Source organism: Mesorhizobium sp. WSM4308, assembly GCF_002294905.1.
Taxonomy (GTDB): Bacteria; Pseudomonadota; Alphaproteobacteria; order Rhizobiales; family Rhizobiaceae; genus Mesorhizobium.
Window position 1 is genome coordinate 38,118 of the sequence record NZ_NSFW01000025.1, and the last position, 16,622, is coordinate 54,739.

Genomic DNA, 16,622 nt, shown 5'->3' on the forward strand with positions numbered 1-16,622 from the left:
TGCAGGCCCGTCATCGAAAGTGCGCGGAGGAACGTTCGAAATTTAAGACATGTGCTTTCGGCGACCCTAAGTGCAGCTCCAAAGAATAGCCGTGGAAGGGCACCAGTGGGATAGCCTCTCAATCGTCGACAGAAAACTGCCTGCCGGCAGCTGCACGGCTTGTAACCAGCGTGACGACATCTCTCTGTTTGGAGGTGCCAGTCTTAGCGAAGATCGACTTGAGGTGAGATTGGACGGTCGACCGCGAAACCCCACGCCGATCGGCGATTTCCGACAGGGTGCCGCCGCGTCCAAACTCTAGAATGAGGCCGACTTCGGCTGTAGTAAGCCCGAAATGTCGACGCAGATCGTCAACTACTATTGACGCGTCTTGGCTTGCGCGAGGGCGGATAATGACCAAGGACACCGTTCTTGGAGCGAAAATCGACAAGAGTCCTGCTGGCAGCGCACTTGTTTGCTCTATAGCCATCGGCACGCACGTAATGATGTACCCTCCCGATCGGGTGTTGACGATCAAATCGTTCGGCCTAGCCCGGTCCTGAAAAACAGCACAGCAATCTCTGACAAGCCGGACGAAGGCCGCATTCGCCTCCGAGTCCTTGATCTCTACTTTGTCCTTCGCCTTAACCAACAAAACCCGGGCATCGGTTAAAACCTGGTTTGCTGGCACGTTGGACGCCAGAAGTCGACAATCTTGATCGACGACCATTGCCGCGTCGACGAGTTGGTCAATTAGCCCACGTCCTCCTGGGAGGTGAAACGTTGGGTTGGCGAGGCGGTTTAATTCGAGCGCGGTTCGCAGGGCAGGAACAACGGTCTGAAGCAAGGCTAGACTTCGAGCATGGATCTGCTCATGATGCCGGAAATCATGATGCACGGCCAGAACCGCATATCGATCGCTGTGCGCTGCAAACTTCAGAGCCGTGGCTCCATCGCACTCACGCTCCGGATTCACAAGATCAGTAAAGAATTCCGTCTTCCTCAACAATTCGTCAGGATATAGTTCTGATGAGCTTTTGAACGACGACATATGCATCGCGTTCGTACCGCTGGTCCAGGGATTAAGCTTCCAATAATGATCACCGTAAGCCTGAATGGTTTTGTCGTTGAAGCCTGAATAGACAACCTGATGCACAACGGTGCTTTCTTTCTCCACCACCTGAAACAAGATCTTTGATCCAGGGATAAAGCGCTGCAGCGCCCCGGCGACGTCAGCCCAGCGATTTGCATCACAGGCTGCAGCGTTGATGACCGTGTTGAGTTCTGCAATCTGAGACTGTTTTTCACTCGACGCCATGATCGCTCGCATTGGGGCCGTCTGAAGTACTCATGGACGCTCCATGGTAGGAGGTCTGTAAGCAATCGAGATGAAAATTTTCTTTCTCGGTCTGGCTAACACCATCTCCCTCCGAAACTCGTTGGCAAACGTGGCACAAGCGTTGATGGGTTGCCAGCCTTTGCATGAAGTCTGCACCATTTAACACTTCTAACGGCTCGACATCCCCCGTTTGGGGGAAGCAGCCGATCCTCCATCTGCTAGTCGTCCGCGGGTAGATTTCGTCGACAAAGACGGCGCTGCATGGGGGATCTATGTCCAACTCGCTTACTCATCATCTTTCGTATTTCATCGCTACTCATCGAGTGAGAATTAAGTCACTATTGGTGGCAGGCATTGTTATGCTCACAGGTTGCGCGGTATCGGGGACACAAGTACTGGCGCCTTACCGACTGGCGGATGGAACAAGGCTTCAGGACGTTGTGACGATAGGCGCTGACAAGACCGGCACCGCGCCTGTAGTGACACACGTCAAGACATTCAGGATTGGCGAACGCGGAGGCGCGGCTCTTGTTGCGGAGGGGGCCGGCTCCGGTGCGGGTCTTGGCACCGTGATCGTTGGTGCAACGGTGGCTGGCGTCACAGGAGGAGTAACGGGCGGGCTCATCGCCAAAGCGGTTCGTCACCGTTCCAATTCGTCGTCGAGCGCATCATGCTCAGAGCCCGCCAACGCCCAGACGCCTACATGTCTGTGTCAAGCAAATCCAAGGCTTCCTGGCTGCGAAATGCCCTTCAGCCTGTTGGGGATGGAAGTGGATCCCTTAGCAGACCACCGTTGGGAAACTGATAGTCCGGGAGAGATCGCACACTGCGATGCAGGCTGCACCGCGGGTCACGGATTAGCGGGATGGCGCGCGCATCACGCGAGAACCGATTCACCTGCCGTCTGAGGACTCTAGACTCTTCGAGCCGACCCTGATTTTCTAGCTACCGGGCAAGTGGGAGTAATGACGATGCGTTATTTTCAAGGAATTGTTTGTTCTCTTTTTATCGCGATTGCCAATGCCCCTGCGATAGCAGCGGACTGTGATTTCAATCAGAAAATCGGCTCCTGTGCGGGCACGATCGAAGTTCTGAGCACCTCAGGATCTAAGAAGAGCTACGCTGCTGAGCTGATGATTCACAGTTCTGCTGCAACATGCTCACGAGTCGAATATTATGTGAACAGCACGCCCTACAGAACAGTATTGGGTGGTTCCAACTCGGAGCCGGAGAGCCTTTCGTCCACGTCGCCGATCCAGCCAAAAGATGTGAGCGTCGGTCGCTGTACCGCGTATCTAGACAGAGACACTGCAGATGGAAAGGCTCAAGAGGAAAACAAGAAGGCGGCGGATATGTCAGCAGGCCTTCACGCCTGCGCCGTCGACTACTGCAATAGCTTTTTTTCCAGGGCTCCAAGCTTCAACGTTCACATGACTGTGAGTTTATCTCAGTGCATCGCTCGGGATGAGGCATACAAAGCCATTTCCGATCTCCAGGCATCGCTAAACAAATGGCTAGCCTCAAGCGAAGGAGACCCGTTTCAAGACCTGAGAGTGAACCTTTTCCGTTGCAAAATATCTGCCGAGGGAGGTTGACCCCCGGCAGCAGCGTTACTTGCCCCACGGATTTTACCGATAACTGGGCGCAGCTGCTGGGCAGCCTCTTTTTGCTGATTGTGCCTCGCCCCAGGTCGCTCGCATCGACAAGAAGATCCCGCCATCGTTGAAGCTCGCGGACCTGATCATCATCGCCGGGCTTCGACCCGATTGCGTCCTTTCCTGTCTCCCTTACGAGGTGGCGCTTTGAGCGATTCCGACCGATGTCATGCGCAATCCGAATAACTGCTTCGGCTAGCGCGTCTTACTAGAGAGCGTCACAGTCGGGCCTCGCGCTTCTCGATTTTCCGTTCGTGCAGCAGATCGAAGATGCACCCCTGTTGGACCTGCCAGATGCCTTCATCAGTCGGCATGGCGATGTCACCATTGGCCGTATGACGGAATGCCGGGATCAAGAAATTGCCGCTGACATTTCCTTTAATACTTTGACCGAGCATTCGAACGTGCGCTTCCGCCCGTACGACCGTTGTCTGAGACACCGAGAGCATATCGAACTCAACGAGTTGCACATGCTCCACATCTGCTCGCATACGCCCTGCGAGATGCCCATGTTTCTGCTGTGTAATGTTGACGGCTCGCTTCGCCATGAGGCCGAAGTTCCTGGTCTGCCAGCCAGCGAGGAATTCCCGGAACGCAAACGGAGGCTCGTCCTCCGCCATGTCCCCGGCGAATGGCCCCTCCCACTGGCGAGGCACGAACGCTTCGATAGACGCCCGGTCCGCGCGGTTCTTCTGCACCGATGTAGAGATGTCGCCCCAGTTTGTGGATCGTCGCGCTTGGTCTTTCGCCCGTCGCGCCTCCTCGTCCCGTTTGTCTGCCGCCCAATCGACCAACGCGATCATCAGCATCCAAGCCTTCCCGCAGACTGTACGATTAGCGTATCCCAGCGACCGGCCGTGAAGGATGCCGTGCCGAAGCGGCACGGACAGTGCATCGTCGCTCGACTTGCGCACTCCCTTCGTAATCCGCTCGATCGCCGCTGGCAGCGAAGAAGAGTGAGCTACCATCGAGTCGAACAAACTCAGGTCTGCATTTTTTTCGAACGGAGAGGTTCCCAGCACATCGGACGCAAAACCATCGCAGGCTATCAGGACTAGCGGAACTGCGGACCAGTAGCGGCCTTCTTCGGTCAGCGCGACTGCCTCGCGCAGCTGATGCCATCGACCGTGCACATCGCCGAAAGACTTGCTCCGTGTGATGGCGAAGAGGTTGATGGTCTCTGGGTCTAGTACCCAGTCAATTAGGACCTCTTCCCCCGAATCCGTATCACCTTCTCTATGCTTCTCCAATGCAACACGCATCGCGTCCACCGACATGGATGAGGTCGCGAACCAACTGCGTTCTGCGAATACGGCGTTAAAGCGGTCGGGAAGATTGACGATTTCGGATTGGGCGAGAAGCTGATCTGCACTGTCCACAACTTGCTTCGCCTTGTCACCTCCAAAACCCGTCTTGAGGGCTAGCTTCGCTAGAAAACGCCCCGCTCGCACTGCAGGGAGCGCGGCCGAGAGTTCCTCCGTAGATGGCAGATCAGCAATTCGGTTGTACTTCTTCGCCATCTCAGCCGCAGCTTTCGCTTCCATCTTGTCGGTCTCTGGCCGCCAGCATAAACGTCCGTAGAAAAAGTAACAACGACCAGTATCCGTCCGCATAATTGCTGCCACCAACTGACGGCCGGAATATCAGCCATTGCGTGCTTTCAGGCTGAGCCGGGCACCTACCAAATCCCATCGAACATTCGACGAGTTGTGATCGCTTGAGGGGCGCAAGCGACATCCGCGACGCGGCGTTTCAGATAATTGCGGCGCGATACCAGATAAAGCGGGGTGTGTACCGTTGTAGGAAAAGTGAAATCTGATTAGAATTATCTGCGCGGGAGGGCGACTAGTTATGCTTCAAAAAATCCGGTTCGCTTCGGTTGAGTAGCGGCCACAGTCCCTGCTCGGCTGGAAAATACTGCCAGCAGGGATCCAGGCGACGAAACTGAACGCAACTTTCGCTACCAGCATCAGTATGGCGTGGTGATTCTGGCAGCGGTGCGGCGCGGCACGCTCAACTACATCGCCCTGTATTGTGAACAGCACGAAGACTTCCTGGCCGAACGGCCCGATGGCCTCTTCGACGGCTACCAGATCAAGACATCAAGACCTGAAAACGGTGCTTGGACGCTTGCGTCCGCCGCCCTCACCAAGTCGATCGGCCGCTTCGTCGATCTCGTGACTGCATTTCCCGGCCAGGTCGGGAAGTTCGTATTCGTGTCTAACTCCGACGTGGATTCGGTTACACCGGCCAGCACGGACGACAAGCGTCGCGGCCGTTGCCCCCGCCTCATGCTGGACCACGTGAGATCCTGCAGCGAAGCCGACGGGATACAGCCGCCATTTCGGAACACCTTCGACGCCTTGGCGGCGGAGCTCGGCGCGGAGAAAGCGCATCTCTTCGAAGTGTTGCGCCGGCTCGAAATCGTCAAAGGCCCCTCGCGTGAAGAATTCGATGCAGCACTCGCTCAAGAACATATCGGCGGACTAAGCGAATGTGCGCACCTCGCGCCGGATCCTCTCCGCGAGCTCTGCAACGACCTCGTCGCCCGATTCCACCGCGCCGCATCGCTGTATGTGGTCGACCCGGATCGTCACCTTGCGAAAGTTGCCTCGGGGACGATTGACGATCCGGTGATCACGGCCAAACGCATTATCATCGCTGATGTGGCTTTGGTCCCGGTGTCGAGGATCAGCGACACATTCCGCTACCAAGGCTCGCCGACCATCAGCCTCGGTCAAGTTCGGCCGAAGCGGATCTTGGAGCAGAAGCTGGCGCGCGGCGGCGTCGGCGCCCTGGTCGACTACATGAAGGCTCGCGAGCAGGCGGCAGAGTATCATTTTCTGGAAGAGCAGGCCAAGGATCCCGTGGCGGCGGCCCGCCAGCTACGACAAGTGGAAGAGGCGGTTCACGGAGAATGCCTAGAATCCTACATGGCGCTTCATACCCCCGGCGCACCATTCGGGCAGGCCATGTTCAATGACGTGGCGACCCGTCTACGCAGCTTGGAGACCAAGCGGAAAGATTTGCTTGGAGGCGCGCCCTATGAACTGCTTATGGGAACCGCAGCGCTTTTGACCGACGATTGCCGCGTGTGGTGGAGCGACCGTTTTCAGATCGATGGAGGAGAAGGGTGAGCCTTTCCGTCCTCAAGGCCGCGGCTGATGCCGAGAACGCCGACGGTCTACATCTCGCCCGCCTGCTGGTGCTCCTGCGAAGCGCCGACAAGCGCGGCAAGAGTGCCCCGAAGCCAATCGAGGGCATAACCAAACTCGCAAAGTTGGACTTCCTGCTGCGATACCCGGTCTATCTGGAGCGGGCATTGGAGGCGCTAGACAAGTCGCCGGCCGACGCGGCGGTGCTGCCGCGAGAACGCACGACCGTCGAGACGAAGATGATCCGGTTCCGCTACGGGCCGTGGGACGGACGCTATCGGCGCTGGCTCAGCCTCCTATCATCTCGCGACCTCATTACCCTGTCACTCAGCCGCCGCAAGATCGAAATCGGCTTGACTGAACGCGGCCGCGCCCTGGCCGACGATCTAGCCAACCGTCCGACCTTCAAGGACTTCGGGACGCGAGGCGCCGTCTTGATGAAAGCGGTCGGCGCCATGTCGGCCACGAAACTCAAAGACTTCGTCTACGAGATCGTCCCGGAAATCGCTGGCATGAAATGGGGCGCTGAGATCGGCGCCAGCGACCCGGCGGCGGAGACTTCCGCTGTCAGTGGAGAGCGGCAATGAAGTTTAATCTCATATCCCTAAAACTGTCGCTGCGCCGTGCCGACGATCAGATCAACTTCTCAAAGCTAAGCTACTTCTGGGGGCAGATGGGTGCGGGCAAGTCGAGCATCGCCCGGCTGGTCGACTACTGTCTTGGGGGCACTATCCAGCTGTCCCCCGCGCTGCAGTCCGAGTTCGTCTCGGCGACCCTGACCCTTGAGCTTGAACGGGCTACGCTCAGCATTGAGCGGGCCCGGGACGCAGCCGACGTCTTTGCATCCTGGGAGGACGATCAAGGTCGCTATTCGATCGTCATCCCGTCCCGTGTGGCTGCCGGCGAGGTCATCCCGGAAACGGGCGTGGAGACCTTATCGGACTTAATATTCTGGCTATCGGAGATTAACCCGCCGCGTGTGCGCAAGAGCAAGACCAAGGCGGACAGCAAGATCGTTCGCTTGTCATTGCGCGACTTGCTTTGGTACTGCTACCTCGATCAAGACCACATCGACAGTTCGTTTTTTTACCTAGAAGAATCGGCGGAATTCTACATGCGGCTCAAGAGTCGCGACGTGATCCGCTACATCATCGGCTACCATGACGAGCGGGTCGCTGATCTGGAAGCAGAGCTCGATCAGCTCCGGGCGAATCGAACAGCGCGCGCTGCCTCGATCGATAGCCTATCCAGGGCATTGGCGGAGGTCGGCATTGAGTCGGAGGCTCAAGTGACAGAGCGCGAGTCGGGACTTCGCGCGTCGATAGTCAAGGTTACCGCAGAGCTGGAGGTGCTGCGCAAGGGGCGCCGCGAGGACCAGACCACTCATGCCATCGACGAGCTGGCGAAGACGGCCCGGAGCCTAGGGTCTGATATCGCCAAGCTCGACCTTAACGCCGAGGAACTCCGCGCCATGCGGGACCGTCACGTGCGGCATCGCAACGAAATCGATATGCTTAGCCTGAAATTCCGGCGCTCCGCGGAGGCCCGCGAAATCCTCGGGGACGTTGCCTTTAGCGCCTGCCCGAGATGCACCCAAGCCCTGCCTGCCCGCTCAGCACAATGCTGCGACGTGTGCGGTCGGGAAGATCTGGTCGACTTAGCCGATCCCGCCGAACTCGCAGCCCTTGAGGCCGATATCGCCAGCCGATACTCCGAGCTCAAGGACGCCGTCGCAGCGATCGACAATAATCTTGCCAGAATGCGGGCACAGCGGTCGAACTTGCTGCAGACCAAGGATAAGGCCGAAGCCGACATCAATCGCGCCATCGCCGAGCAGGACTCTGCCTTTCTGTCGATGAGCCTGCTGAAGGAACGCGAGCGCGCCACGCTAGAGGCCGAATTGGCGAGCTTCGCCTGGCTATTGCGCCTACCCGTTTTGCTGCAGCAGCAGCGCGAAGCTCTCGCCCAAATCGTCGCCCTAGAACAGTCGAAGCGCGAGGCGCTCAAACAGGCACGCAGCAAAGCAGAGGCGGATCGCACAAGCCTCGATCGTTTCGCCGGCTATTTCCTAGATTGCCTAGTTCTGTCCGGGGTACCGGGCATCAAGCGCAACGACCATGTCGAGTTGGACCCGCCCGACTTCTACCCGGCGATACTCAGCGCCGACCCCAGCGACCTCACCCGCTCGACATTCACCTCCCTTAGCAGCGGCGGCAAGAAGACCCTCTTCAAATGCTGCTTCGCGATCGCCCTGCACCGCATCGCGGCACAGCTTCACGCGCCTCTTCCCGAGCTCCTAATCGTCGACTCCCCGATGAAGAACATCAGCGAGCGGGAGAATAAGGCACAGTTCGAAGGGTTCTATCGACTGCTCTACCAGCTCAACGCTGGAGAACTTCGGCAGACCCAGTTCATCTTGATCGACAAGGAGTTCTTCCCGCCACCCGGCGACTTCGCTGCCGGCATCACGAACCGGCACATGCAGCCGGATAGTGACGTACACCAGCCACTGATACGCTACTACCGAGGCAAATAGCACGCTATCGCATTGAGAACCTTTCCCGGCTTGCGTCCGAATAGTCGTTATCGGATTGGAGAGCGACTACGACATGATCTGATCACTGGCGCACGACCCTCTCCTAGGGAGTGCTTGAGGCTACGCTTGCAAGGCTAAGACAGTAGCAATGTCAGCTTTCGGTAAGTCGTAGGTGTGGGTCGAACAGCCGGAATGAGGCGCAAAGCTGCCGTCGAAATCGGACCCGCGTACGCCGCGATCCATTGTCCGGAGGGGTTATCCAGACTAAACATTGTGGCTGATCAAACGGCTCGCCACGATCGCAGCTCGCTCGCATCCTCAGGAATGCTGACGCCGATTGCGTAGCCCAACGAGACGCAAAACACCTGTTGGCAGTGGCCAAGCGATCTTGAAGGCCATCTCGATTCCTGCGAGCTTCTCACGGTCAACGGAGGGCACACACCCATGGCACATAAAATGGCCCAAGTGCGCCGGTCGAAGACAATAACTAATAGCCTACGACTCCACACAATGCTGCGGCAGTTCCTAAGCTAGAGCATATTGGCTTCGGAACGAGCCTCGGCTCGGCACTGACACTTGTTGCGCTAGGGCAAGTGAAACCGTGATCTCCTAAGGGAATCATCAGCAAATAGGCTTCGCTAGACCTCTGATACATTTAGGAGCATTCTCCCGCTTGGGGAGATAGGGTGTGGATAGGTCTCGTTACGACAATCGTTCTAATCGCTGGCGCAAGCGCACTGGAGCAAAACGCTCTCGTGCACTGCGGTGGGCAAGTGTCCCGCGACGGTTGATTTTCGTCACCGCTGCTGCAGTCGGTGCCTTAGCTGCTCAGACGGTCATGATGCATAGTGACCGCTTGCCAGACCTGACCCCTTCGAACTGGATCGAGCCAAAGCCCGCCCCCATGACCGGCGTGGCGTCCGTCATTGACGGTGACACGATTGAGATCCGCGGCCAGCGCATTCGGTTCAGCGGGATCGATGCGCCAGAGAGCAAGCAATATTGCGACGACGCCAAAGGCTTCGAGTATCCATGCGGTCGGCGATCCGCCGAAGCGCTGGATAGCTTCCTCGCGGCCTCTAGGCCGTTGGCATGCATCTTTGTGACTTGGGATCGCTATCACCGCTTCGTCGGCGACTGCCGGCGCGCCGACGGCGCCAGCGTGGCCGCGTGGATGGTAGAGCATGGCCAGGCGCTCGATTGGCCGCACTACAGCAACGGCGCCTACGCGCCGCAGCAGGCAAAGGCCAAGGCGGCGAGACTTGGTCTATGGGTTGGCAAGTTCGACGCGCCTTGGGACTGGCGCGCATCGCATGGCGACGGCGCTGCGCCGTCGAGCCAGCCGCTCGGCATCATCAGTCGCAAGCTGGTCGCGCAAAGCCGCGGCCTTTCGTGCGAGCCCCGGCGATACTGCTCGCAAATCAGCTCCTGCGAAGACGCCCAATGGTACCTGCACAACTGTGCGTGGGGCCGCAAGCTGGATAGGGATGGTGACAGGGTAGCGTGCGAGACGCTTTGCTAGGGAGGGGTCCATGGATGACAAGTTTTACAACCGCGTCGGCGGCGATCGTATTTCTTCGCGGCAGATCGATGAGTTAATTGGGTTAGCGCGCGGCCTCGCTGCAGACGGAAGTATCAACAAGGCGGAAGTCGAGTTCCTTCAAAAGTGGCTGGCCGCCAATGTCGAGATTAGCGATCAGCCGATCGTCCGGACCTTGTACCGACGGGTCAATGAAATCCTTGCGGACGGGGTGCTCGATGCCGATGAACACACCGAACTTCTCGATACGTTGAACAGCTTCTCGAACCGAGATTTCGAACTCGGGGAAGTGTTGAAGCCGACCACCCTGCCCCTTTGCAATCCGCCTCCGAATTTGACCTTTGAAGGTCGGTCGTACTGTTTCACCGGGACGTTCAATTATGGCCAGCGAAAATACTGCGAGCAGGCCATAGCGGATCGTGGCGGCCGCGCCGGCAGTTTGACGCAAAAGACCGACGTGCTCGTGATCGGTGCCTACGCCACGGAGTCTTGGAAGCACTCATCGTTTGGCGACAAGATTTTCAAAGCGACCGCCTGGCGCGACGAGGGGTTGCCAATCTCGATTGTCGCCGAGAGCCACTGGGTCGGTTTTCTCTGACTTCGTCCGTTCGTTTGCAGCGTCTCATACCATCAGCACCCTATTCGACCGAGGTGGAACGATGCGGCACAATGCGTTCAGCGATCAGATCCGCCTGTCTCGGCGATTTACAGGTCGCTTCTTTACGAGCGTGATCGCGCTCGCAGTTACAACGGCAGCTGGGTGCAGCTCCATAGACTACCAGAAGCTTACCACCGGTGAGATATCCGGCAGCTTGTTCGTGATGTGGGTCGGTGAGGGCAACAGTTCCGGTGACGGGAGTTTCCTGTTCGTGCCCGACCCTCAGGATCCCTTGATCTTCCACAGGGCAGATCCGGCAGCGCCAGGAAGCACGATCAAGCCGGGCCTCATGTACACGGACGGCGGCTCAATCCCGAAGATCGCGCAGGTCTTCAAAGGGCTGTCGCCTTGGGGCTACGCCCCAGCCTACATGATCCACGACTGGATCTTCATTGCGCATCACTGCATCGTTGACGGGAGCACGGAGAAGAGGTTCGATCAAGTTCGCGGGGTTGGCTTCGACGACTCCGCTGCGATCCTCGGTGAGGCAATCAAGGCGTTGATCGCGACGCGCCAAGTCGCGCCGAACGATGTCGCACCCACTGCCATCACGGCGGCGGTGGGAAGCGCGGTTGCCAAGAATCTTTGGGACGAGAAGGGAGCCTGCAAGTCGCTGCAGGTGAGTGCAAAAGACATTGCTTCCGCAGAGGCAGCGATACCGGGCGCCACATCCAAAGCTCAGAACCTGAGGACCTTCCAAGTACCAGAAGCCGTAATACCTTCGATCCGAGCAGTGAGGCCAGCGAAGATCATCGCTCGTCTGTCCTTCTGACCTGAGCGTCGAGCAAGCCCATGGCGGGCCGGCGTGCGGCGACCGACCGTCGAAACAGCCGTCATGGTGATCGTCATGAACTTAGCGCGAATGGCGGCCCTTATCGGAGAAGTCCGGTTTCAGCAGACGTCATTAACCAATTGAAATGGAGGTTTTGTGGTCTCGATCAATCGCGCCTGGTGGGAGCATCTCGCGCCAAAACCGATGCATCGCCGGTTTCACGAGGTTGAGACCTTGCTGCGCCAATGGTGTCGATCGGAGTATGGCGCACTCTGGCTGGGAATGGCCAAGCGCAAAGGCGGGGTGATACGGGTGAAACCGGGTCAGCTCATTCCGGTCGTCCACTTTGTTGCGCTCGGCGACATGCCGATATTCATCGCACCCCCGATGAAGGTCAGGCTCGGACACCGGATGGTGGGTTCCGATCAGTTTCTTTCGGGTCACGCTCTTGCGGAGAACGAACTTGCCCTTAGCCCGACAATTCGTCTTGATGTCGTTGAGAATCAGGCACTGCTGGCAGCTGCGGCGCGCAGGGATTTCTCCGCCCATATCCCCGGCGTGAAGAATCCAAGTCAGGTCTTCTCGGCGCCAGCGCATCTCCTTCTGGCTCCGGAATCGTTTCCGAGAAAGAGCTTCGTTCTCTATCAGCACATCTTCGGTTCAGGATCGTCTTATCCCGACGATGGGTTCTTCTATGTCGGCGTCACGACCCGTAGCTGGCAGAAGCGCTGGGCGGAACATCGACGAGCGATGCAGACCGGTAGCCCCTTGCTGTTTCACCGAAAGCTTCGCGAAGAGACAGACGCTGGCCGTGTGACCTACATCCACCACAAGGTCATGGCGATCACCGATGATATCGAACGGCTCTATGCCACGGAAGAATGGCTGGTGGATGGACATTGGCACGACGAACGGCGCCTCAATATGATCCCGGGAGGCAAGTCGGGTCTGCGATATCTTCGTGAAAATGGCATGCTGGGTGATCGAGTCGTCCCGCTGCCCGATGAGCGCGACAGTATTCTCGAAAACTGGTTACGTGACCATCCCCGCAAGGGACTTCCTGCCCCTTGGGTCTCGGAAAAATGGAAGGACGACGCCTGGGCCGTCGCCCAGATTTGCGGCCGAGACGACCGCCTCTCTGTTGAGCAGGTCCGGGCTATTCGGGAGCTTGCGAAGGTCCATACAGCTGAGACCATCGCCGAACGGATAGGCGCACGGAACCGTGAGCAAGTGCAACGGGTTATCGACGGAGAGACATATACCCGAGTGATTTAGACAAGGTCGAGCATGTTGAACGTCAGGCTGAAGATCGGCCGCCAGGATAGGGGCACAGCTCGGATGAGGAGCTGGTTGACTACGCCGATTTACTCGGGATTCAATCCTGCTGACTTCGCTGGTAAAGCTCGAAGACCCATGGTGAGTGGTGATGTTCCTGGTAGACCAGGCTGAGGTGTTTTTTCGGGCGCGTCACTCCGACGTAAAACAAGCGCCTGGCCTCACGAAGGCTCGCGGGAGTCTGCTTGTCGCGCGTGCTCGGAATGTCGGAAGCGTTTACTCCATACACGATGACCGCATCGAACTCCCTGCCTTTGGCGCTGTGCAGGGTGCTCAGGTTGACGCGACCTGATCCCTCGACCTGCCCGGCGAAGTGCGCGAGGGGAAGATCGAGGTCTCGGGCCGGATCGGTGTTGGTGATCATTTCCCCACAGACGTCCCATTCCTGTTCGGAGTTGCGCGCAATGTTGCGCCACGGCGTAACAAGTTCACGAGAAAAGCGCTGGAGCCAGACGTGGGTCGTCTCGACGCTTGCGAGCGAGGTGTTGAGAAACTCCATGAGTTGCACGGACAACTCCTGCTCCTCGCGTTCGCTGGCGTGGCGCCCATAGACCAGAGTCAGCGCTTGCGACAGCAACCGCGCGTATGGCGGTTCGGCATCGCGCCAGCCGCCGGTGATCCAGCGAGCGCACTCCTCGATGAAGCGCGCCAGCCGGGAACTTCGCTTGACCAGCGCATTCATGTCGGTCCGGACAAAAGGGATCCCCGCCTCTTTCAAGGCGGCCGCCACCTTGTCGCCGAGCCAGGCGGCCCGATAAAGAACCGCGATTGTTCCGAGCTCGAACCCTTGCTCCACAAGCTTGGGAATGATCGTGTTGGCGACCGCTTCAGCCTGATTGTCGTGTCCGTAGGGAACCGGCCAGAAGTTCAGATCGCCGTCGGGCGCGCCGTCGATGCCATGATAGTCGCGCTCCTCGCCAAGCGCGCCGAGCGACGCGCGGATGATCTTTGCACCGGATCGATAGTTGAAGCGAAGCCTGATCGTACGCACATCGCGCCGGCGCGTCAGGCTCTCGAGCAATTCGGGATTGGCGCCGGCGAAGGCGTAGATCGATTGGTCGGTGTCGCCGACCGCGAAGAGCCGAATTCCGCCTTCGAAGCAGAGCACCAGGACGAGTTCATGCAGCGCGTGGCCCAGGTCCTGGTATTCGTCCACAAACAATATAGGAAAGCGAGCGCGAAGCGCGTCGCGAATCCAGCCATTTTCCTTGATCATGCGATAGGCGATCAGGGGCATGTCGTCGAAGTCGATCAAGCCTTGCCGGTGCAGTTCCGCCTCGTACGCTTCGATGAAATCGGCCAGCTCCGGATTGTGTCCCCGCCATTCAGGCCGCGTGCGGTCGACATCGCGAAGGCGCTTTTCCGAAGCGAACTTCCATCGGTCGTGCGGGTTGCCGTAACCGCCGATCGAGTTCCTGTAGGCCGTTTCGACCGTCGCTTTCATCTGCGACTTGCTTGCGACCTTGAAGTCTGCCGGAAGCCCCATGGGTACGCAACGCGCGTAGGGGCTGATAACCTGGCGCAGCGCGAAACTGTGCACGGTGCCGATGAAAGCGCGGTCGCCCGGCGTGATCCCGAGGCGGTCGAGCCGCGTTTCCAGTTCGATCGCGCAGTCGTTGTTGTAGGTAATACAGGCAACACTACGCGGTTCGGAAATATCCTGGATCAGCCCGCGCGCCATCGCCGTCGTCAGCGTCTTGGTCTTCCCGCTCCCCGGACCGGCCAGCACTACGCAATGACCCTTCTCGACGACCGCGGCCGCCTGCTCCGGGTTGCCCTTTAGATCAGCCAACGCCTGAACAAGTGCCCGGTCGCTAAGCATTGGAGACCAGCGTGACGAGGGCGGCGAGGGCGGCGGCGATGTAGGGGGGCGGTGGGAGACCAGCGGCTTTTTTCGCCAGCCGGGCACCGAGTCGTCCCTTGCCGACGCTTCCAACCATCGCGAGCAGCTGCTCGGCATCGACTGGCGTGCCTGCACGCCAGTCGGCAATTCGCTTGGTCCGCACGGACCCGAAATCCTGGTCGCTGAGGATGTCGAGGAGCGGGCTCAACAGGGCGGGCGTGTTGGCGACGGAGACTTCGAAGGTCCGATCGTTGAGAAAGACGCTGGTCGTCATCGCACCGGCACTGAATGCCGCATAGTCCTTTCCCTCCCACTCCGCCAGTTGCGCCGGCGTCAGTGGGGGCTTGCCGCGGATGGTGAGCATGTCTGCCCACAGATCCATAGTGCGTTTCTTGCCGAGAGGCGGTTTGGTGCCGTCCAGAGGATCCCAGTCAGTGATGACGCAATAGGGCAGCGCCAGCGCCTCGGCGAGCTTGACATAGGGGCGGAAGTTCGTGCCGGCGACGTTGCAGACGGTGATACCGAGATCGTCAAGCGAATGGCCAAGGGACGACGCGAAGACGGGCATGAGCGCCTCTTCCGCATCGCCCTCGACAAAGATGGCGCCACGCGCGAACAGCAACTCGGCGCGTGTCGCGTCGAGATAGTTCTCGAGATCGTCAAGCTCATCGGGTGTCACCGGAAGATGCGCCAATGAGAATGCCTGCGTCGCGCCCCCTCTCCTCTTCAGCTGGACGAGTGACCGCAACGGGGCGACCGCAGCCAGGGTGGGCGAGTGGCTGGTGACTATCATGGCCTGAGCGGCCTCGGCATTACCAAGCAGCTTGGAAAAAACCGATCGCTGCAGGTGCGGGTGAAGATGGGCTTCCGGCTCCTCGATGCACAGCAGCGAGAAATTGCGTTCGTTCTTCTTCCGGCGCCACGCGAATTCCGCAAGCTTCAGTGCCAGCAGAGCAACGTTCGCCGAGCCGAGGCTGGCCTCCGCGATGCCGCGCTTGCCGCCGTCGATGTACATCGCGATAGCCCGGAAAAGGCGAAGCGGGTCGGCTGGCGCGAATCTCAAACGGGCGTCGATATCATGCGCCTTTCCGGACAGGTAGGCGATACCGGCGCGCAGTTCATCTTCAAGCGTCTTGATGGTCGGAAGGGTTTCAAGCGCCTTGCTCGCTTTGTCGAGCTCGGCCGCCACGGCGTCGAGTTCGGGGCGGCTAATGCTCGAGACGGCCTCTTCGAGGAGATGGCGCAGCGGAGAGGCTCGCCAGCTACCGAGCTGGCCTTCGGCGTCGCGCAAGGCGTCGAGCAGATCGATCGTAATGCGGCGGCGCACTTTGCTCGGCAGCGATCGCGTTTCATCGCCACCACCGAAGACCAGGAACTCGCAGTCGGCGCTGGATTGCGGCGGGCCCGTAACGTCCGACTTCTTGCGAAAGACATAACTAAGCTGTGCGATCGTCGGATCATGGCGCGCCCGGAAATCGGTCAATAGCGCGGTCAGCGCCATGTCCGTGGCGAAATCGGAGATTTCCAGATGCACCTCGATGGGCGCGGTATAGTCGGCCGGCGCGCCATCCCAGAAATCGGTGAGCTTCAGTTGCCGTGCCGAATCGGGCAGGGTCGGATCGAGGATGAGCTGAATGGCGAAGAGCAGATTGCTCTTGCCAACACGGTTCTCGCCGAGCAGCACGACATTGCCGGCCAGCGCGACGTCGATCGACTGGAAGTTCCTAAAATTCCTGATGCTCAGCTTGCTCAGCCGCATTTCCGTCACCAATGCCCGAAGTTTTTCTTTGCCTAAGCTTCAATAGCCGGT

12 protein-coding genes are annotated in these 16,622 nt (G+C 58.9%); 8 read left to right on the plus strand and 4 right to left on the minus strand.

Annotation, left to right across the window (positions count from 1 at the left end; genetic code table 11):
- Positions 1–118: 118 nt before the first annotated feature.
- Positions 119–1,309 carry a hypothetical protein gene (locus tag CK227_RS33020; RefSeq protein WP_095775712.1) on the minus strand — a complete coding sequence of 397 codons (1,191 nt, stop codon included), beginning with the start codon at positions 1,307–1,309 and terminating at the stop codon, positions 119–121.
- Between the two features lie 980 nt (positions 1,310–2,289).
- On the opposite strand from CK227_RS33020, the gene CK227_RS36505 reads away from it, so the two are divergent.
- Complete coding sequence (locus CK227_RS36505) at positions 2,290–2,913, plus strand: hypothetical protein (RefSeq protein WP_126070487.1); 624 nt, start codon at positions 2,290–2,292, stop codon at positions 2,911–2,913.
- Positions 2,914–3,191: 278 nt separating this feature from the next.
- Here the strand turns inward: CK227_RS36505 and CK227_RS33025 are convergent, their stop codons facing one another.
- Entirely contained in the window at positions 3,192–4,517 is a 1,326-nt protein-coding gene (locus CK227_RS33025; protein WP_095775711.1) for a hypothetical protein, read from the minus strand.
- 363 nt (positions 4,518–4,880) lie between these two features.
- On the opposite strand from CK227_RS33025, the gene CK227_RS33030 reads away from it, so the two are divergent.
- The 7 genes from CK227_RS33030 (at position 4,881) to CK227_RS33060 (ending at position 12,909) form a co-directional block, all read left to right on the plus strand.
- Positions 4,881–6,110, plus strand: a complete 1,230-nt coding sequence (locus tag CK227_RS33030) for a dsDNA nuclease domain-containing protein (RefSeq protein WP_095775710.1) — start codon at positions 4,881–4,883, stop codon at positions 6,108–6,110.
- Positions 6,107–6,715, plus strand: coding sequence for a hypothetical protein (locus CK227_RS33035; RefSeq protein ID WP_095775709.1), 609 nt, complete (start codon positions 6,107–6,109; stop codon positions 6,713–6,715). The genes CK227_RS33030 and CK227_RS33035 overlap by 4 nt, the downstream gene beginning before the upstream one ends.
- Positions 6,712–8,664 carry a hypothetical protein gene (locus CK227_RS33040; RefSeq protein ID WP_095775708.1) on the plus strand — a complete coding sequence of 651 codons (1,953 nt, stop codon included), beginning with the start codon at positions 6,712–6,714 and terminating at the stop codon, positions 8,662–8,664. Before CK227_RS33035 ends, CK227_RS33040 begins: the two co-directional genes overlap by 4 nt.
- 856 nt (positions 8,665–9,520) lie before the next feature.
- Entirely contained in the window at positions 9,521–10,186 is a 666-nt protein-coding gene (locus tag CK227_RS33045; protein ID WP_245318356.1) for a thermonuclease family protein, read from the plus strand.
- 10 nt (positions 10,187–10,196) lie between these two features.
- Complete coding sequence (locus CK227_RS33050) at positions 10,197–10,802, plus strand: BRCT domain-containing protein (protein ID WP_095775707.1); 606 nt, start codon at positions 10,197–10,199, stop codon at positions 10,800–10,802.
- 61 nt (positions 10,803–10,863) lie between these two features.
- Positions 10,864–11,634: a hypothetical protein gene (locus tag CK227_RS33055; RefSeq protein WP_095775706.1), complete on the plus strand. Its 771-nt coding sequence runs from the start codon at positions 10,864–10,866 to the stop codon at positions 11,632–11,634.
- Between the two features lie 156 nt (positions 11,635–11,790).
- Complete coding sequence (locus CK227_RS33060; protein WP_210248235.1) at positions 11,791–12,909, plus strand: hypothetical protein; 1,119 nt, start codon at positions 11,791–11,793, stop codon at positions 12,907–12,909.
- A gap of 100 nt (positions 12,910–13,009) precedes the next feature.
- Here CK227_RS33060 and CK227_RS33065 read toward each other — a convergent pair whose 3' ends face one another.
- On the minus strand, positions 13,010–14,791 hold the full coding sequence (locus CK227_RS33065; protein ID WP_095775704.1) for an ATP-dependent helicase: 1,782 nt from the start codon (positions 14,789–14,791) through the stop codon (positions 13,010–13,012).
- A complete protein-coding gene (locus tag CK227_RS33070; protein ID WP_095775703.1) occupies positions 14,784–16,571 on the minus strand; it encodes an AAA family ATPase in 1,788 nt (595 codons plus the stop codon). Before CK227_RS33070 ends, CK227_RS33065 begins: the two co-directional genes overlap by 8 nt.
- Between the last annotated feature and the right edge of the window lie 51 nt (positions 16,572–16,622).

Bases quoted from the DNA above. Each gene is read 5' to 3' on its own strand.
- CK227_RS33020 (WP_095775712.1), bottom strand. From the start codon at position 1,309: ATGCGAGCGATCATGGCGTCGAGTGAAAAACAGTCTCAGATTGCAGAA.
- CK227_RS36505 (WP_126070487.1), top strand. From the start codon at position 2,290: ATGCGTTATTTTCAAGGAATTGTTTGTTCTCTTTTTATCGCGATTGCC.
- CK227_RS33025 (WP_095775711.1), bottom strand. From the start codon at position 4,517: ATGGAAGCGAAAGCTGCGGCTGAGATGGCGAAGAAGTACAACCGAATT.
- CK227_RS33040 (WP_095775708.1), top strand. From the start codon at position 6,712: ATGAAGTTTAATCTCATATCCCTAAAACTGTCGCTGCGCCGTGCCGAC.
- CK227_RS33050 (WP_095775707.1), top strand. From the start codon at position 10,197: ATGGATGACAAGTTTTACAACCGCGTCGGCGGCGATCGTATTTCTTCG.
- CK227_RS33055 (WP_095775706.1), top strand. From the start codon at position 10,864: ATGCGGCACAATGCGTTCAGCGATCAGATCCGCCTGTCTCGGCGATTT.
- CK227_RS33065 (WP_095775704.1), bottom strand. From the start codon at position 14,791: ATGCTTAGCGACCGGGCACTTGTTCAGGCGTTGGCTGATCTAAAGGGC.
- CK227_RS33070 (WP_095775703.1), bottom strand. From the start codon at position 16,571: ATGCGGCTGAGCAAGCTGAGCATCAGGAATTTTAGGAACTTCCAGTCG.